Origin of the sequence: Mycobacterium syngnathidarum, assembly GCF_001942625.1 — a bacterium.
Taxonomy (GTDB): domain Bacteria; phylum Actinomycetota; class Actinomycetes; order Mycobacteriales; family Mycobacteriaceae; genus Mycobacterium; species Mycobacterium syngnathidarum.
Window position 1 is genome coordinate 173,094 of sequence record NZ_MLCL01000089.1, and the last position, 15,941, is coordinate 189,034.

Annotated in this window: 19 protein-coding genes; 10 read left to right on the top strand and 9 right to left on the bottom strand. The window is 66.6% G+C overall.

The genetic code is table 11. The annotated features are described in order from the left end of the window. Positions 1–30: 30 nt before the first annotated feature. Positions 31–582 carry a CGNR zinc finger domain-containing protein gene (locus BKG60_RS26725; protein WP_070944242.1) on the bottom strand — a complete coding sequence of 184 codons (552 nt, stop codon included), beginning with the start codon at positions 580–582 and terminating at the stop codon, positions 31–33. 92 nt (positions 583–674) lie between these two features. Here BKG60_RS26725 and BKG60_RS26730 point away from each other — a divergent pair, with 92 nt between their 5' ends. The 6 genes from BKG60_RS26730 to BKG60_RS26755 all read left to right on the top strand — a co-directional run bounded on the left by BKG60_RS26730 (position 675) and on the right by BKG60_RS26755 (position 5,524). Continuing rightward, positions 675–1,718 (top strand): EamA family transporter, encoded by a 1,044-nt coding sequence (locus BKG60_RS26730; protein ID WP_070944243.1) that lies wholly within the window; start codon positions 675–677, stop codon positions 1,716–1,718. Positions 1,719–1,743: 25 nt separating this feature from the next. Continuing rightward, the gene (locus tag BKG60_RS26735) at positions 1,744–2,412 is read left to right on the top strand and encodes a cutinase family protein (protein WP_075910214.1); all 669 of its coding nucleotides are present in this window, start codon (positions 1,744–1,746) and stop codon (positions 2,410–2,412) included. A gap of 24 nt (positions 2,413–2,436) precedes the next feature. Continuing rightward, positions 2,437–3,102 carry a cutinase family protein gene (locus tag BKG60_RS26740; RefSeq protein ID WP_070944245.1) on the top strand — a complete coding sequence of 222 codons (666 nt, stop codon included), beginning with the start codon at positions 2,437–2,439 and terminating at the stop codon, positions 3,100–3,102. Between the two features lie 24 nt (positions 3,103–3,126). Beyond that, positions 3,127–3,831, top strand: a complete 705-nt coding sequence (locus BKG60_RS26745; RefSeq protein WP_070944246.1) for a cutinase family protein — start codon at positions 3,127–3,129, stop codon at positions 3,829–3,831. 91 nt (positions 3,832–3,922) lie between these two features. Continuing rightward, the gene (locus BKG60_RS26750; protein WP_070944361.1) at positions 3,923–4,570 is read left to right on the top strand and encodes a cutinase family protein; all 648 of its coding nucleotides are present in this window, start codon (positions 3,923–3,925) and stop codon (positions 4,568–4,570) included. 63 nt (positions 4,571–4,633) lie between these two features. Beyond that, the gene (locus tag BKG60_RS26755; RefSeq protein ID WP_070944247.1) at positions 4,634–5,524 is read left to right on the top strand and encodes a hypothetical protein; all 891 of its coding nucleotides are present in this window, start codon (positions 4,634–4,636) and stop codon (positions 5,522–5,524) included. Positions 5,525–5,658: 134 nt separating this feature from the next. Here the strand turns inward: BKG60_RS26755 and truA are convergent, their stop codons facing one another. The 8 genes from truA to infA all read right to left on the bottom strand — a co-directional run bounded on the left by truA (position 5,659) and on the right by infA (position 10,292). Next, on the bottom strand, positions 5,659–6,528 hold the full coding sequence (gene truA, locus BKG60_RS26760; protein WP_070944248.1) for a tRNA pseudouridine(38-40) synthase TruA: 870 nt from the start codon (positions 6,526–6,528) through the stop codon (positions 5,659–5,661). Between the two features lie 16 nt (positions 6,529–6,544). Beyond that, on the bottom strand, positions 6,545–7,060 hold the full coding sequence (gene rplQ, locus BKG60_RS26765) for a 50S ribosomal protein L17 (RefSeq protein ID WP_070944249.1): 516 nt from the start codon (positions 7,058–7,060) through the stop codon (positions 6,545–6,547). Positions 7,061–7,134: 74 nt separating this feature from the next. After that, on the bottom strand, positions 7,135–8,187 hold the full coding sequence (locus tag BKG60_RS26770) for a DNA-directed RNA polymerase subunit alpha (RefSeq protein WP_004571526.1): 1,053 nt from the start codon (positions 8,185–8,187) through the stop codon (positions 7,135–7,137). Between the two features lie 77 nt (positions 8,188–8,264). Continuing rightward, a complete protein-coding gene (gene rpsD / locus BKG60_RS26775; protein WP_070944250.1) occupies positions 8,265–8,870 on the bottom strand; it encodes a 30S ribosomal protein S4 in 606 nt (201 codons plus the stop codon). Between the two features lie 14 nt (positions 8,871–8,884). Continuing rightward, positions 8,885–9,298, bottom strand: a complete 414-nt coding sequence (gene rpsK, locus BKG60_RS26780) for a 30S ribosomal protein S11 (protein WP_004571524.1) — start codon at positions 9,296–9,298, stop codon at positions 8,885–8,887. A gap of 5 nt (positions 9,299–9,303) precedes the next feature. Next, positions 9,304–9,678, bottom strand: a complete 375-nt coding sequence (rpsM, locus tag BKG60_RS26785) for a 30S ribosomal protein S13 (RefSeq protein WP_070944251.1) — start codon at positions 9,676–9,678, stop codon at positions 9,304–9,306. Between the two features lie 192 nt (positions 9,679–9,870). After that, positions 9,871–9,984 carry a 50S ribosomal protein L36 gene (gene rpmJ / locus BKG60_RS26790; RefSeq protein ID WP_003879483.1) on the bottom strand — a complete coding sequence of 38 codons (114 nt, stop codon included), beginning with the start codon at positions 9,982–9,984 and terminating at the stop codon, positions 9,871–9,873. A gap of 86 nt (positions 9,985–10,070) precedes the next feature. Next, on the bottom strand, positions 10,071–10,292 hold the full coding sequence (gene infA, locus BKG60_RS26795) for a translation initiation factor IF-1 (RefSeq protein WP_003418601.1): 222 nt from the start codon (positions 10,290–10,292) through the stop codon (positions 10,071–10,073). A 329-nt stretch (positions 10,293–10,621) separates the two neighbouring features. On the opposite strand from infA, the gene BKG60_RS26800 reads away from it, so the two are divergent. From BKG60_RS26800 to BKG60_RS26815, 4 genes are read left to right on the top strand one after another with little or no spacing between them, the layout of a single operon-like run. Continuing rightward, complete coding sequence (locus BKG60_RS26800) at positions 10,622–11,116, top strand: NfeD family membrane protein (RefSeq protein ID WP_070186116.1); 495 nt, start codon at positions 10,622–10,624, stop codon at positions 11,114–11,116. 38 nt (positions 11,117–11,154) lie between these two features. After that, positions 11,155–12,684, top strand: a complete 1,530-nt coding sequence (locus BKG60_RS26805) for a flotillin family protein (RefSeq protein WP_070186115.1) — start codon at positions 11,155–11,157, stop codon at positions 12,682–12,684. A 36-nt stretch (positions 12,685–12,720) separates the two neighbouring features. Continuing rightward, a complete protein-coding gene (locus BKG60_RS26810) occupies positions 12,721–14,412 on the top strand; it encodes an NAD(P)/FAD-dependent oxidoreductase (RefSeq protein ID WP_070186114.1) in 1,692 nt (563 codons plus the stop codon). A 13-nt stretch (positions 14,413–14,425) separates the two neighbouring features. Next, positions 14,426–15,919 (top strand): ATP-binding protein, encoded by a 1,494-nt coding sequence (locus BKG60_RS26815; RefSeq protein WP_070186113.1) that lies wholly within the window; start codon positions 14,426–14,428, stop codon positions 15,917–15,919. Positions 15,920–15,941: the final 22 nt, after the last annotated feature.

The window sequence follows — 15,941 nt, forward strand, 5'->3', positions numbered from 1 at the left end:
CAGCCTGATGACACAGAATCGCGCAGCGCGCTAGTCCGCACGCCGACGTTGCCGATAGGCCGCGACGTGCTGGCGGTTGCCGCAGTTGCCGGTGTCGCAGAATATGCGGGAACGGTTGCGTGACAGATCGGTCAGCACGGCCTCACAGTCCGGTGCGGCGCAGATCTTGAGACGGCGTAGTTCTCCGCCGCGGATCAGATCGGCGAACGCCATCGCCATCTCGGCACCCATCCGCTGCGCCAGCGGGTCGTCGACCGAGGCCAGATGCAGGTGCCACTCGGGCATCTCCCGGTGTCTGGTCAGCCAGGGCGCCGCCTTGGTGTCGCTCAGGAGGGCATTGACCCGGTGCACCGTCTGCTCCTCGTCCCCGGCCACCGCCCAGATCTCCCCGATGCGGCCGCGTAGGTCGCGCACGGCCTCCAGCTCGGCGTCGTCGCGGTCCCGCCGTCCGGTCCAGCCGAACTCATCCAGGTAGGCGTTCAAGGCCGCCTGGTCGGCCAGTTGTTCGCCTTCTACCCGATCGGTGTTGACCAACACCATCGCGGCCCGGATGGTGAGCTCCGTGTCATAGGTAAAAAGCATTTGACTCATGACCTCCTGTCCCAGTAGCGTCCACCTCGATGTCACTACCATAGTTGCTTTTACTAATGACATGCGCCAGGGGAGGTGCACCGATGACTGCCGAAGCCCAGCTCAACCGCGCGACCGCCGACAACCACTTCCGGCTCGGCCTACTGTTCGCCGTCAGCTCCGCGCTCGCGTTCGGCTCCTCGGGCCCCTTCGCGAAAGCCCTGATGGAATCCGGCTGGAGCCCCACCGCGGCGGTCACGGCCCGACTCGCCGGCGGCGCGGTCATGATGGCCGTCTTCGCCGGCATCGTCCGGCCCGGCTGGATCCACGAGGTGCTCGCCCACGCCAAGACCGTCATCGGCTACGGCCTGATCCCGATCGCCGGCGCACAGCTGTGCTACTACAACGCCGTCGCACATCTGTCCGTCGGTGTCGCCCTGCTGCTGGAGTACACCGCACCCATCCTCGTCGTCGGCTGGATCTGGGCCACTACCCGTCACCGCCCCAGTGCCATGACCTTCGGCGGCGTGGCGGTCGCGATCGCAGGCATCGTCCTGGTGCTCGACGTGTTCAGCGGCGCCGAGATCAACGTCACCGGGGTGGCCTGGGGTCTGGCCGCCGCGGTGTGCGCCGCCTGCTACTTCATGATGTCCAACCAGGCCGGCGCCGACGGCGACGGACTCAGCCCGATCAGCCTGGCCGCCGGCGGCCTGATCATCGGCACCGCAGCCGTGGCGTTCCTCGGCGTCGCCGGCGTGATGCCGCTGACATTCACCACCAACCCCGTCACCCTGGCCGGCCACACCACGGCATGGCTCGTGCCGGTGATCGCCCTGGGCCTGATCCCCACCGCCCTGGCCTACACCCTGGGCATCGTCGGGATCGCCAGGCTCCAGCCGCGCTTCGCCTCCCTGGTCGGGCTGTCCGAAGTGCTGTTCGCGGTCCTGATCGCGTGGATCATGCTCGGCGAGGCCATGTCGGTGAGCCAGGCGATCGGCGGGGCGGTGGTGCTGGCGGGTCTGGCTGTGGCCCGCCAAGGCGACCGCAGCGAGCAGGCGAACCCGGAGGCGCACGCCGCCACCCAGGTCGAGCTCGCGACCTGGCCCGATCTGGCCCTGCAGGAGACGACGGACCAGGCAAACGATTAGCCGCGGCTAACGATTTTGTGTGAATATGTCCCCCGTGAGTCTCCTCCGGAAGTCGGCCCGGGTGGCCGCGATCGTCTCAACCCTGGTCAGTGCAGCTTTCCCGCTGGCGCTCGCCGCGCCGGCCGCGGCGGCACCCTGCTCGGACGTCGAGGTCATCTTCGCCCGCGGCACCAACGACGCCCCCGGACTCGGCCGCCCAGGTCAAGCCTTTGCCGACGGGCTGAGCTCGCGACTGGGAGGCCGCACCGTCAGCACCTATGCGGTGAACTACCCGGCCAGCTACGACTTCCTGGCCGCCGCCGACGGCGCCAACGACGCCGCCAATCGCATTGCCACGCTGGCGTCGTCCTGTCCCTCCACCCGAGTCGTCCTCGGTGGTTACTCACAGGGCGCCGCGGTCGTGGACATGCTGGCCGGCATCCCGCCGCTCGGCAACAGGGTCGGCGAGATCGGCTCAGCCCCGCCGCTCGCCGGCGACCTGGTGCCCCAGGTCGCCGCCGTGGCCGTGTTCGGCAACCCGTCGGCGAAGTTCGGCCTCCCGATCACTTCGTCGGTGTTCGGCGGCAAGGCGATCGATCTGTGCAAGGACGGCGATCCGATCTGTTCCCGCGGGCGGAACCCATTCGCACACAGCGACTACGTGACCTCCGGCATGGCGGATCAGGCCGCAAACTTCGTCGCGGGAATCGTCTAGTCCCGGGAGACGTTAGGATTCGGTGTGGCCATTGATCTTGTTCGTCGCTGCACCGTGCTCCTGGCGGCCGGGCTGACTGCCGCCGCCGCGTTCGTCGCACCGGTCGTGGTGCCCGCCATGTCGCCGGCGCTGCCGACGGCCTCGGCAGCCTGCCCCGACATCGAGGTGGTCTTCGCCCGCGGCACCAATGACACCCCCGGCCTGGGCCGGATCGGCAATGCGTTCGTCAGTTCGCTGCGCAACAAGGTCGGCGGCCGTTCCGTCGGCGCGTACGCGGTGAACTATCCCGCCAGCTACGACTTCCTGGCCGCGGCAGGCGGCGCCAACGACGCCTCCGGCCACATCCAGTGGATGGTGGACAACTGCCCCGCCACCCGCCTGGTGCTCGGTGGCTACTCCCAGGGCGCGGCCGTGATCGATGTGATCGCCGCCGTCCCCTTCCCGGCCGTCGGCTTCACCGCACCGCTGCCGCCGAACGTCCCCGAACACGTCGCCGCCGTCGCGGTCTTCGGCAACCCGTCGGCCAAGCTCGGCCTGCCGATGACCGCCAGCCCGGTATACGGGTCTCGGGCGATCGACCTGTGCAACCCCGGCGACCCGATCTGCGGCGACGGCGAAAGCGTCTCGGCACACCGGGCGTACGAAGGTCCGGCCAACGATGCCGCGAACTTCGTGGCAGGCCTGTTGTAGGCGGCGTCCGCTACGATCGCTGAGGTGGTCGAACATTCCACCCAATACCACGCCGCCCGACCGATTCGGCGCTGGATCGGTCTGGCCGCGATCATCGCGGCAGCGGTAGCCCTTCTGCCGGTCATCTCTGCCGGCCATACCGGTTCGGTAGCGGTGGCAAACGCCGCCCCATGCCCCCCGGTCGAGGTGGTGTTCGCCCGCGGTCGTACCGAACCCGCCGGCGTCGGTACCCTCGGGAACGCGTTCGTGAATGCGCTGCGGGCCAAGACCAACAAGAACATCGGCGTCTACGCCGTCCGATACCCGGCGGACAACGAAGTCGACATCGGGGCCAACGACATGAGCGGCCACATTCAGTACATGATGAACAACTGCCCGGACACCCGGTTGGTGGTCGGCGGGTACTCGCTGGGTGCGGCCGTCGCCGACGTGGTGCTGGCCGTGCCGTTCACGGGCTTCGGTTTCAAGACTCCGCTCGCCGCAGGCGCCGACGGCCACATCGCCGCGGTCGCCCTGTTCGGCAATGGCGCCGCGTGGGTCGGTCCCATCACCCGCTTCAGCCCGGTCTACGCCGACCGGACCATCGAGTTATGCCATGGTGCGGATCCCATCTGCAATCCGGCCGATCCCGACACGTGGAAGAACAACTGGCCCGATCACCTGGCCGGCGCCTACATCGACGGCGGGATGGTCAACCAGGCCGCGGATTTCGTGGCCGGGCGCCTCTGACACGTACACACTTCGTCGCTGGATCGTTGCCGAACCGGCACCCATTCTCGACGGCACCGTAAATACCATCTAACCCGTGATCGGCCGCCGCATGTCGGCCGCAGTGATCACCGCTTTGACTACCGTTGTGGCACCAATAGCGGTGGCGCCCAGCATGATCGGCGCTGCAAATGCCGCCACGTGTCCTCCGGCGGAGGTGGTGTTCGCCCGCGGCCGCATGGAGCCCCCAGGCCCCGGACAAGTCGGGGCCTCGTTCGTCAACGCGCTGCGCACGCTGCGCGGGCCGAACATCGCCCTCTATCCGGTGAAATACCCGGCCGACACCCAGGTCGACGTGGGCGCCAATGACATGAGCCGCCACGTGCAGTGGATGATGCGCAACTGCCCGAGAACCCGGCTCATACTGGGTGGCTACTCGCTCGGAGCGGCTGCCACCGACCTTGTTCTGGCCATGCCCATTCGGGCGTTCACCTTCACCAGTCCGCTGCCCGCCGGCGCCGAACGTCACGTGGCGGCAGTGGCACTGTTCGGTAACGGTGCCAACTGGGCCGCGCCGATCACGCTGTTGAACCCGGCCTACCGCAACCGCACGATCGACCTGTGCCACTCCGATGATCCGATCTGCAACCCGAGCAGCCCGTACAACTGGCGGGCCGGCTGGCAGGATCACCTGGCGCCCGGCTACATCCGGTCCGGAATGGTGGCCCAGGCGGCCAGATTCGTCTCCGCGCGCCTCTGAGGGCTGTGGATAACTTGCGGCCTGGCGTTCCGAATTGTCAGGGGACCCGCCGATGCTTGGCCCATGAACCAACCATTCCTCGGCGGGTTTCCCGGACGTCAGCCCAGTCCGTTCTTGGGTAGCGACGCGGTAAGTTCCGGAGTGCTCACTGTGCACCAACTACGCAAGAATTATCGTGCCGTGTACCGCAACGTGTATCTGGCCAAGGACGTAGCCCTCTCACCACTGCTTCGGGCACAGGCGGCGTGGCTGTTCACCGGGCCCGATGCGGTCTTGAGCGGGATTTCAGCCGCGGCCGTGTACGGAACCCAGTGGCTGAACGTCAACGCCCCGGCCGAGGTCGTGCGAGCCAACTGCCACGCGCCGAACGGGCTCCGTGTTCGATCGTATGCCCTTGCACCAGAACACATCCGCGAGGTCGACGGGATGCGGGTCACTACTGTTGCCCGGACTGCTTTCGATCTTGGTCGCCTGTTGCCGAACACCGAAGCAGTGCCCGTCTTGGATGCGCTGATGAACAAGACCAAGATCGACCCTGACGCGATATGGCGTTTGGTCGAGGAAAATCCAGGGATTCGAGGCATTGACCGCCTTCGAATGTCGCTGGCACAGGCCGACGGCGGAGCCGAATCCCCGTTCGAGACGCAGACTCGACTCTTGCTCCGAAACACCGCCGTGCCGGGACTCGAGACTCAGATCCCGTTCTACGACGAGTGGGGTCTGGTGTGTACCCGAGCGACGATGGGCTGGCGCCGATGGAAAGTGGCGGTCGAGTGCGACGACGAACGGGATTCCACGGAGCATCGAACGTGGGTGCATTCGCACACTGCCGACCTCGAATCGCGCGGCTGGGTCGTGGTGTGGGTGACCAAGGCGATGATCTCCGGCAGGCGCAGCATCGTGCGGCGAGTGCAGCAGAAACTGTGGGCCGCACAGCGCGCGCAGTACGGCTGAAGGTCCGCTCGCCGCCACTGTGACGAACCTGCAGCCTGTTGCGCCAGAACTGCGGAATTGCCGCAGAATCTTGCAGTTTCGCCACAGTGTTCCGGAGCGACATATGCCGGGGGCGGCCGCGGCTGCACAGAAAGTCAGAGCGTACGCAGGTCCCTGGTGACGACGTTCCTGGCGGCCATGTCGTCATCGGGCGGGTAGTCGACCCGCACCAGGGTGAGCCCACGGGCGGGGGCAGCGGCGAAATCACTGGACCGACTCGTCTCGGTGAGCAGCCCGGCGGTCCACTCAGGTGGCCGCCTGCCCTCCCCGACTGCCAGCAGCGCACCGACCAACGAGCGAACCATGTTCCAGCAGAACGCATCCGCAGTGACATACGCCGTCACGTAGAACCCGTCTCGCAGCCAATCCAGCCGCTGCAGGTCACGGATCGTGGTTGCCCCTGGCCGATGGCGACAGAACGCTGCAAAATCGTTGAGCCCGACCAACTCCCGCGACGCGGCTGCCATCGCTCCAAGGTCGAGAGGCTTTGACCACGGTATGACGAACCGCGCTTCGGCCGGCTCCACGCCGTAAGGCGCGAGACTCAGCCGGTAGGTGTAGTGGCGGCGCAATGCCGAGAACCTGGCGTCGAAACCCGCAGGAGCCCGCACGATGTCGCGGATCCGGACATCGGTCGGCAGCAATCGCGCCAAACGCCGCACCAGCGGCGTGAATTCAGCGTCGCCCGGGCGGGTGGTTCGGGGGTACGCGTGGGCGAGTGCATCGACAGGGATGTCGACGTGTGCCACCTGGCCGGTGGCGTGTACCCCGGTATCGGTACGTCCCGCGGTGCGCGTCACCACGGGCGTACGGAACACCGTCGAAAGGCCTTCGTCGATCACCCCGGCGACGGTGCGCTGACCGGCCTGCACCGCCCAGCCGGCGAAATCGGTGCCGTCGTAGGCAACGTCGAGCCGCAGGCGGACGAATGCGACATGCCCGCCACCGGAATCGATGGCGGGCATGTCGTTCGATGCCTGACTAGGACTTGGCTTCATCCTCAGAAGCTGCCTCGTCGGCCGGAGCTTCCTCGGCAGCGGCCTCTTCGGCCTCTTCGGCCTCGTCAGCCTTGGGAGCCTCGGCGGCCTTGGCCTGCGCGGCGGCGGCGCGACGAGCGCGGTCCGCCTCGGAGGTCACGGTCTTCTCCCGCACCAGCTCGATGACCGCCATAGGAGCGTTGTCGCCCTTACGGTTCTCGACCTTGATGATGCGGGTGTAGCCGCCCTCGCGATCGGCGAAGAAGGGGCCGATCTCGGCGAACAGGACGTGCACGACGTCCTTGTCGCGGATCTTCTTCATCACCTCGCGCCGGTTGTGCAGCTCACCCTTCTTGGCATGAGTGATCAGCTTCTCGGCGTACGGACGCAGCGCCCGGGCCTTAGGCTCGGTCGTCTTGATACGACCGTGCTCGAACAGCGAGGTGGCCAGGTTGGCCAGGATCGCCTTCTGGTGTGAGGACGACCCGCCGAGGCGAGCACCCTTGGTGGGCTTGGGCATTGCGACTATCTCCTAAATGGGGCCGGCCCCCGTATCAGGTAGGACCGGGACGAATGTTCTTCTGTGGAGCTGGTTTAGAGCTGTTCGGTCTCGGCGTAGTCCTGGGTGTCATCCAGGTCGTAGCCGGCGTCGCTGGTCCAGGTGCCGGTTGCGGCGTCGTAGCCGGCGACCTCCGACGGATCGAACGTGGCCGGGCTGTCCTTGAGCGAGAGACCCAGCTGGTGCAGCTTGATCTTCACCTCGTCGATGGACTTCTGGCCGAAGTTGCGGATGTCCAGCAGGTCGGACTCCGTGCGGGCGACGAGCTCGCCCACCGTGTGCACACCCTCGCGCTTGAGGCAGTTGTACGAACGGACGGTCAGGTCCAGGTCGTCGATCGGCAGCGCGAAGCTGGCGATGTGATCTGCCTCGGCCGGCGACGGTCCGATCTCGATGCCCTCGGCCTCGACGTTGAGTTCCCGTGCCAGACCGAACAGTTCGACCAAGGTCTTGCCGGCCGACGCCAGGGCGTCACGCGGGCTGATCGAGTTCTTGGTCTCGACATCGAGGATCAGCTTGTCGAAGTCGGTGCGCTGCTCGACGCGGGTGGCCTCGACCTTGTAGGTCACCTTCAGCACCGGGCTGTAGATGGAATCGACCGGGATACGGCCGATCTCGGCACCCGAGGCCTTGTTCTGCACGGCCGGGACATAGCCGCGACCGCGCTCGACGACGAGCTCGACCTCCAGCTTGCCCTTGTCGTTGAGGGTGGCGATGTGCATGTCCGGGTTGTGCACCGTCACACCGGCCGGGGGCACGATGTCACCGGCGGTGACCGCACCCGGGCCCTGCTTGCGCAGGTACATGGTGACCGGCTCGTCCTCTTCGGAGGACACGACCAGGCCCTTGAGGTTCAGGATGATGTCGGTGACGTCTTCCTTCACCCCGGGGACGGTGGTGAACTCGTGCAGCACACCGTCGATGCGGATGCTCGTGACCGCTGCGCCCGGGATGGACGACAGCAGCGTGCGCCGCAGCGAGTTACCCAGCGTGTAACCGAAACCGGGCTCCAACGGCTCGATGACGAACTTGGAGCGGTTGTCGGCGAGGGTTTCCTCGGACAGTGTGGGTCGCTGAGAGATCAGCATGGTGTTTCACTTCCTTTCGACGCCCGCTATATGACGTCTCTTGGGGGTTCTCGGGGGCGGAGCCCCCGAGGGTGTCATTACTTCGAGTAGAACTCGACGATGAGCTGTTCGGTGAGCGGCACCTGGATCTGGGCGCGCTCGGGCAGCTGATGCACCAGGATGCGCTGACGCTCCCCGACGACCTGCAGCCACGACGGGATCGGACGCTCACCCGCGGTCTGCCGAGCAACCTCGAACGGCAGGGTGTTGAGCGACTTCTCCTTGATGTCGATGATGTCGTACTGCGACACCCGGTAGCTCGGGATGTTCACCTTGACACCGTTGACGGTGAAGTGGCCGTGGCTGACCAGCTGACGGGCCATCCGCCGGGTCCGGGCCAGGCCCGCACGGTAGATGACGTTGTCCAGGCGGCTCTCCAGGATCTGCAGCAGGTTCTCACCGGTCTTACCCGACTGGCGGTTGGCCTCTTCGTAGTACTTGCGGAACTGCTTCTCCAGCACGCCGTAGGTGAAGCGAGCCTTCTGCTTCTCCTGCAGCTGGGTGCGGTATTCGCTCTCCTTGATCCGCGCACGGCCGTGCTGGCCGGGCGGGTAGGGGCGCTTCTCGAACGACTGATCGCCGCCGACCAGGTCGACGCCGAGACGACGCGACTTGCGGGTGGCGGGTCCGGTATAACGTGCCATTTTCTAGATCCTCCCTAGACCCGGCGCCGCTTGGGCGGACGGCAGCCGTTGTGCGGCTGCGGAGTGACGTCGGAAATCGCGCCCACCTCGAGGCCTGCGGCCTGCAGCGAGCGGATGGCGGTCTCGCGGCCCGAACCCGGACCCTTCACGAACACGTCGACCTTCTTCACGCCGTGCTCCTGCGCCTTGCGGGCAGCGTTCTCGGCGGCCAGCTGTGCGGCGAACGGGGTCGACTTGCGCGAACCCTTGAAGCCGACGTGACCCGACGACGCCCAGGCGATGACGTTGCCCTGAGGATCGGTGATCGAGACGATCGTGTTGTTGAACGTGCTCTTGATGTGAGCGGCGCCGTGCGGGACGTTCTTCTTTTCCCGGCGACGGGTGGTCTTACCGCGCTTGGCGCCGGCAGCCTTCTTCGGTGGTGCCATCGGGGTTACCTAGCCTTCTTCTTGCCGGCGATGGTGCGCTTCGGGCCCTTGCGGGTACGCGCGTTGGTCTTGGTCCGCTGGCCGCGCACCGGCAGACCGCGGCGGTGCCGCAGGCCCTGGTAGCAGCCGATCTCGATCTTGCGGCGAATGTCGGCCTGCACTTCGCGGCGCAGGTCACCCTCAACCTTGAGGTTGCCTTCGATGTAATCGCGCAGGATGGTCACCTGATCGTCGGTCAGGTCCTTGGTGCGCATGTTCTTGTCGATGCCCGTCGCGGAGAGAATCTCGTTCGAACGGGTACGGCCGACGCCGTAGATGTAGGTCAGCGCGATCTCCATGCGCTTGTCGCGCGGAAGATCGACGCCCACGAGCCGTGCCATGTGGCGGTTTCCTTTTTCTCTGCGGAGGTCTGGTCCCAGCCCGTTCCCTTCAGCCCCTAAGGGCTCCCCGGGGTCCGGCCTCCGTGCCGGACGTGGATGAGTGCTCATCGCGATTGAACGGCCTATCCGTTCAGTGGTGCTGGGAGTTCATCATTCAGTTGTGTTGCGATCGGTCAGCGCTCGGCTGACAGATCAGCCCTGCCGCTGCTTGTGGCGGGGATCGCTGCAGATCACCATGACCCGCCCATGCCGGCGGATCACCCTGCACTTATCGCAGATGGGCTTGACGCTCGGGTTCACCTTCACGGCTGTTTCGATCCTTCTGGCTTGTTGGTGTCGCGCAGGCGCGCACGTCACCGTTTCTCGTCGTTACTGGTCGGGCTTCTATCGGGTCACTTGTACCGGTACACGATGCGGCCCCGGGACAGGTCGTATGGAGAGAGCTCCACCACTACCCGGTCCTCGGGCAGGATGCGGATGTAGTGCTGCCGCATCTTGCCGCTGATGTGGGCCAAGACCTTGTGTCCGTTCTCCAGCTCAATGCGGAACATCGCATTGGGCAGAGGTTCGACCACGCGACCCTCGACCTCGATGGCACCGTCTTTCTTGGCCATACTTTTCGGCGATCCTTGCTTTCGTTTCGTAGCTTCATCAGTCACAATGCAGCCCGTCGTGCTGCGGAAACCGACCAACTTCAAAACGTGAGCCGGATCGAGGCGGACTTGCAGAAACTCAGCAGTTCCAAGACGGGGCACGCAAAAAGTCGGCGCGATAGCCGCACCGTTGGTCCACAATACCCGTTCATCGGGCTGTACCAAAATCACGGCTGATCAGCTCTGGCCTGCCAGATCCGGGCCGAAGATTGGTGCGCGGCGCGGCCGCGAACCAGGCGAGAATAGTACGAACTGATCCGCACCCGCCGAACGGAGACCGCGAGCACGTGATGGTTGTGTATCTGGCCGCGTTCGTCGTCGGCGGCATCGCTGTACTGGCGGCCCTACTGCTCGCCGACGTCGGACACGGCGACGGAATGCCGTTTTTGAGCCTGACCGGACTGTCGGTCGCCCTGCTCGGCGCCGGCACCGGAGGCCTGATCGGCACCTGGCTGGGGTGGGGCTCCGTCTGGTCGGCAGCCCTGGCCGCGGCCTGCGCCGTGGTGCTGGTGTTCATTCTCAATGGTCTGCTGTTGCCCTACATGCGCCGCCAGCAGTCCAACTCCCATCGCGGTCGATCTTCTTATGTCGGCCTGCTCGGCACGGTCACCCTCGAGGTTCCGCCGGGCGGCTGGGGCGAGGTGTCCTTCGTCGACGCCGACGGCAACCGGGTGTTCTCCCGCGCCAGGAGCGACGAGGCCGACGCACTGCCCAAGGCCACCCGCGTCTACATCGCCGATATCGATCCCGACTACGTCCACGTCGTCGCAGTTCCAGAAACCTGAGAAGTACCCGAGCACCGAACCTTCAGAAAGGCACAACAGTGTCCCTGCTGCTCATCGTCGTCCTCGCCGCCATCGCCGCGATCCTGATCCTGGTGGTGTTGCCGATGGTCTACGTCAAGAACTACATCAAGGTCCCGCCCAACGAGGTGGCCGTGTTCACCGGCCGCGGCACACCCAAGGTGGTGCGCGGCGGGGCCCGGTTCCGGATGCCCGGCATCGAACGGGTGGACATCATGAGCCTGGAACCGTTCAACGTCAGCATCAACCTGCAGAACGCGCTGTCCAACAACGGTGTGCCGGTCAACGTCGAGGCCGTCGGCCTGGTGCGTATCGGCTCGGCCGACGAGGCCGTGCAGACCGCGGTGCAGCGCTTCCTGACCTCCGACCTCAACGAGTTGCAGCGCCAGATCAACGAGATCCTGGCCGGTTCACTGCGCGGCATCACCGCGACCATGACCGTCGAAGACCTCAACTCGAACCGCGACAGCCTGGCCCGCAGCGTGGTCGAGGAGGCCGGCGGCGACCTGGCCCGCATCGGCATGGAGGTCGACGTCCTCAAGATCGCCGGCATCTCCGACGCCAATGATTATCTGAAGTCCCTCGGCCAGCGCCGCATCGCCGAGGTGAAGCGCGATGCCACCGTCGGCACCGCCGAAGCCGAGCGCGACGCCCAGATCCAGTCGGCCAAGGCCCGCCAGGAAGGGTCGATCGCGCAGGCCGAGGCCGACACCGCGATCGCCACCGCCAACCAGCGCCGCGACGTCGAACTGGCCCGGCTGCGCGCGCAGACCGAGGCCGAGAACGCCCAGGCCGACCAGGCCGGCCCGCTGGCCAACGCCCGCGCCCAGAAGGACGTCGGCATCGCCACCGAACAGGCCGAGGCCGCCCGGGTGCAGGCACGCATCGAAGTGGAGCAGCGCCGCGCCGAGCAGGCGCAGGCCGCGCTGCAGGCCGACGTGATCGCGCCGGCGGAGGCGAAACGGCAGGCCGACATCGCGATCGCCGAAGGCCAGCGTCAGTCCACGATCCTGGCCGCCGAGGCGGCTGCCGAGACCGAGCGGCGCAAGGGCCAGGCCGAGGCCGACGCCCGTAAAGCCGCCGCCGACGCGCTGCGGGTGGAGAAGCAGGCCGAGGCGGACAGCCTCCAGGCCAAGCTGGTCGCCGAGGCCGCCGGTAAGAAGGAGCTGGCCGACGCGCTGCGCGTCGAACAGCAGGCCGAGGCCGCCGGTATCGAGGCCAAGCTGCTGGCCGAGGCCAACGGCAAGAAGGAGATCGCCGCGGCGCTCAACGGTTACTCGGCCGAGGCCGCGCGCCTGCTGATGCTGCCCGACGTGCTGGACTCTGTGGTCAAGGCGACCGAGGCCGCGGCCGCCCCGCTGGCCGAGATCGACCGGTTGTCGATCATCGGCGGGGCAAACGACACCCAGGGCGCGGTCGGCGGCCTGCTGGGCATCAGCCCGCTCGCGGTGGCCAACATCTTGGAGTCGCTGAAGGCCTCGGGAATCGACGTGGCGTCCATGCTGCAGGGGTCCAATGCGAGCAACGGGGACAGCGCACACCCGAGCTGAGAAAACTGCTGGCGGCGGGGCGCATAATTGCTAGCGATGACTGGCCCCGCCTCCCAGCCCCGTAAACCCGTAATCCTGACCGTCGACGACGATCCCGCGGTCTCGCGCGCCGTCGCCCGGGATCTGCGCCGCCACTACGGCGAGCGCTACCGGATCGTGCGTGCCGAATCCGGCCCGGACGCCCTGGAAACCCTCAACGAGTTGAAGCTGCGCGGCGACGTCGTCGCGGTGTTCGTCGCCGACTACCGGATGCCGCAGATGAGCGGCATCGAGTTCCTCGAATCCGCGATGGACCTCTACCCGATGGCCCGGCGCGTGCTGTTGACGGCATACGCCGACACCACCGCGGCCATCGACGCCATCAACGTCGTCGACCTCGACCACTACCTGCTCAAGCCGTGGGATCCGCCCGAGGAGAAGCTCTACCCCGTCGTCGACGGCCTTCTGGAGGCCTGGCACGCCGTCGGCGACCGGGCCATCCCGCACACCAAGGTGATCGGGCACCAGTGGAGTTCGCGGTCCTGGGAGGTGCGCCAGTTCCTGGCCCGCAACCAGCACACGTTCCGGGCCTTCACCTCCGACGAATCCACGGGCCGTCAGCTTCTGGATGCCGCCGGATTGGACGGTCTGCAACTGCCGGTGGTGATCACCGAGGGGGGCGAGACCCTGGTCGAACCCAGTGACGGCGAGCTGGCCGACATGCTGGGGTTGTCGACCACCCCGTCGCTGACCATGTATGACCTCGCGGTGATCGGCGGCGGTCCGGCGGGTCTGGCCGCGGCGGTCTACGGCGCCTCTGAAGGGCTCAAGACTGTGCTGATCGAGGGCACCACCACGGGCGGGCAGGCCGGCCGCAGTTCCCGGATCGAGAACTACCTGGGCTTCCCGACCGGAGTGTCGGGCGCGGAACTGGCCACCTCGGCGCGCCGGCAGGCCGAGCGGTTCGGCGCCGAGGTGATCACCACTCGCGAGGCCGTCGCGCTCGACATCGCCGGCGCGGCCCGCACCATCACCTTCGCCGACGGCGAGACCATCGGTGCGCGCGCGGTGATCCTGGCCACCGGTGTCGAGTACCGCCAACTCCCGGTGCCGGGCTGTTGGGCCGATCCCGACAACCCGAACAACTACGTGGGCCGGGGCGTGTACTACGGCGCCTCGGTGTCCGACGCGTCCGAATGCAAGGGCGAGGACGTCTACATCGTCGGCGGCGCCAACTCGGCCGGGCAGGCCGCGATGTTCATGTCGCGCGAGGCCAAGTCGGTGACGCTGCTGGTGCGCGGTCCGTCGTTGGAAGCCTCGATGTCGTACTACCTGATCCAGCAGATCGAACAGACGCCCAACATCTTCGTGCGTACCTGCACCGAGGTGATCAGTGCCATCGGCGAAGACGATCATCTGGTGGGCTTGGAGCTGGTGAACCGGCAGACGGGCGAGCACGAGGAAGTGCGGGCGACGCGCCTGTGCTGCTTCATCGGAGCGACCCCGCGCACCGAGTGGCTCGACGGCGTGGTGGCCCGCGACGACCACGGTTTCATCCTGGCCGGTCCGGATCTGCGCGACGTGTGCGGCTGGTCGCTGGAACGTCCACCGCATCACCTGGAAACAAGTGTGCCCGGTGTGTTTGTTGCAGGAGATGTGCGTGCCGAGTCCGCCAAACGGGTGGCTGCCGCCGTCGGCGAAGGGTCGATGGCCGTGATGCTCGTGCACCGGTACCTGGCAGAAGCGTGAGGAGCAACTGAAGATGGGCGAGACGTGCCTGCGGGACGAACTGCGGACGCTGTTCCTGTTCGAGCATCTGTCCGACGCGCAACTCGACACGTTGTGCCAGGCCGGCAGCATCGAGCGATTCCCCGCCGGCCCGATCGTCACCGAAGGTGATCCGGCCACGTGCTTCTACGTGATGCTCGACGGCGAACTGGTGATGTCGAAGCGATCCGGCGGCGTCGACATCCAGACCAACCGCACTTCGATGCGCGGTGTGTACTTCGGTGCCTGGTCGGCCTACATCCCGGGTGAGGAGCACATCTACGAAGCGTCGGTGCGCCTGACCAAGCCGTCGCGGGTGTTCGTGCTGGACGCCAACGCGTTCGCCGGCTTCATGCAGTCCCAGTTCCCGATGGCCGTGCACCTGCTCGAAGGCCACAAGGTCGGCGGCCGGCGCCAGAGCCAGATCATCGGTCAGCGGGAGAAGCTGCTGGCGCTCGGCAACATCACCGCGGGGCTCACCCATCAGCTCAACAATCCGGCGGCGGCCACCGCGCGCGCCGTGGCCGACCTGCGCGAGGGCGTCGGCAAGATGCGGCACAAGCTGGCGATGCTGGCCGACGGCAAGTTCACCCCGCAGGCCCTGCGGATGCTGGTGACGATCCAGGACGAGGTCGCCGAGCAGGTCGCCAAGAACAAGGGGTTGGAGCTGACCGCGCTGGAGACGTCCGACCGCGAGGACGAGATGGGCGACTGGCTCGAGGACCACGACATCGTGGGCGCTTGGGACTATGCCCCGACCTTCGTCGAAGCCGGTCTCGACATCGACTGGCTGGAACGCATCTCAGGCTCCGTAGACGACGCGCTCAAGGACGGGGAGGCCTCGGCGACACTGCAGGCGGCTCTCGGCTGGCTCAAGTACACGATCGACACCGAGCTTCGGATGAACGAGATCGCCGAGGCGAGCAAGCGGATCTCGGCGTTGCTGGCCGGCGCCAAGCAGTACTCGCAGATGGACCGCGGCGACTACCAGAGCGCCGATGTCCACGAGCTGCTGCGCAGCACGCTGATGATGTTCGGCGACAAGATCGGTAAGGACAAGCCGGTCAGCCTGTGCAAGGACCTCGACAAGTCCCTTCCTGAATTACATTGCTACCCAGGCGATCTCAACCAGGTGTGGACCAACATCATCGACAACGCCATCCAGGCGATGGGTGGCCACGGCAGGCTGACGCTGCGCACCAGCCGCGAAACCGACGAGATGATCCGGGTGGAGATCGGCGACGACGGGCCGGGCATCCCCGCCGAAAACATCAGCCGGATCTTCACACCGTTCTTCACCACCAAACCGTTCGGCCAGGGCACTGGCCTGGGCCTGGATCTGGCCTGGCGCATCGTGGTGGAGAAGCATCATGGGGACCTGCGGGTGCAGTCCAAGCCGGGCGACACCCGCTTCATCGTGCTGTTGCCGTTGCAGGCACCCGTGCCCGAGACGCAGGCCTCCGAGGCAGAAGCTCAAGCGTCGGAGTAGTCCGTCGCGCCCGGGCAACGCC

Coding starts and splice junctions, on each gene's coding strand:
- BKG60_RS26815 (WP_070186113.1), top strand. CDS start 14,426: ATGGGCGAGACGTGCCTGCGGGACGAACTGCGGACGCTGTTCCTGTTC.
- BKG60_RS26800 (WP_070186116.1), top strand. CDS start 10,622: ATGGTTGTGTATCTGGCCGCGTTCGTCGTCGGCGGCATCGCTGTACTG.
- rpsK (WP_004571524.1), bottom strand. CDS start 9,298: ATGGCACCACCGAAGAAGGCTGCCGGCGCCAAGCGCGGTAAGACCACC.
- BKG60_RS26730 (WP_070944243.1), top strand. CDS start 675: ATGACTGCCGAAGCCCAGCTCAACCGCGCGACCGCCGACAACCACTTC.
- BKG60_RS26770 (WP_004571526.1), bottom strand. CDS start 8,187: ATGCTGATCTCTCAGCGACCCACACTGTCCGAGGAAACCCTCGCCGAC.
- truA (WP_070944248.1), bottom strand. CDS start 6,528: ATGCCCGCCATCGATTCCGGTGGCGGGCATGTCGCATTCGTCCGCCTG.
- BKG60_RS26810 (WP_070186114.1), top strand. CDS start 12,721: ATGACTGGCCCCGCCTCCCAGCCCCGTAAACCCGTAATCCTGACCGTC.
- rplQ (WP_070944249.1), bottom strand. CDS start 7,060: ATGCCCAAGCCCACCAAGGGTGCTCGCCTCGGCGGGTCGTCCTCACAC.
- rpsD (WP_070944250.1), bottom strand. CDS start 8,870: ATGGCACGTTATACCGGACCCGCCACCCGCAAGTCGCGTCGTCTCGGC.
- infA (WP_003418601.1), bottom strand. CDS start 10,292: ATGGCCAAGAAAGACGGTGCCATCGAGGTCGAGGGTCGCGTGGTCGAA.
- BKG60_RS26755 (WP_070944247.1), top strand. CDS start 4,634: ATGAACCAACCATTCCTCGGCGGGTTTCCCGGACGTCAGCCCAGTCCG.
- BKG60_RS26750 (WP_070944361.1), top strand. CDS start 3,923: ATGTCGGCCGCAGTGATCACCGCTTTGACTACCGTTGTGGCACCAATA.
- rpsM (WP_070944251.1), bottom strand. CDS start 9,678: ATGGCACGGCTCGTGGGCGTCGATCTTCCGCGCGACAAGCGCATGGAG.
- BKG60_RS26725 (WP_070944242.1), bottom strand. CDS start 582: ATGCTTTTTACCTATGACACGGAGCTCACCATCCGGGCCGCGATGGTG.
- BKG60_RS26735 (WP_075910214.1), top strand. CDS start 1,744: ATGTCCCCCGTGAGTCTCCTCCGGAAGTCGGCCCGGGTGGCCGCGATC.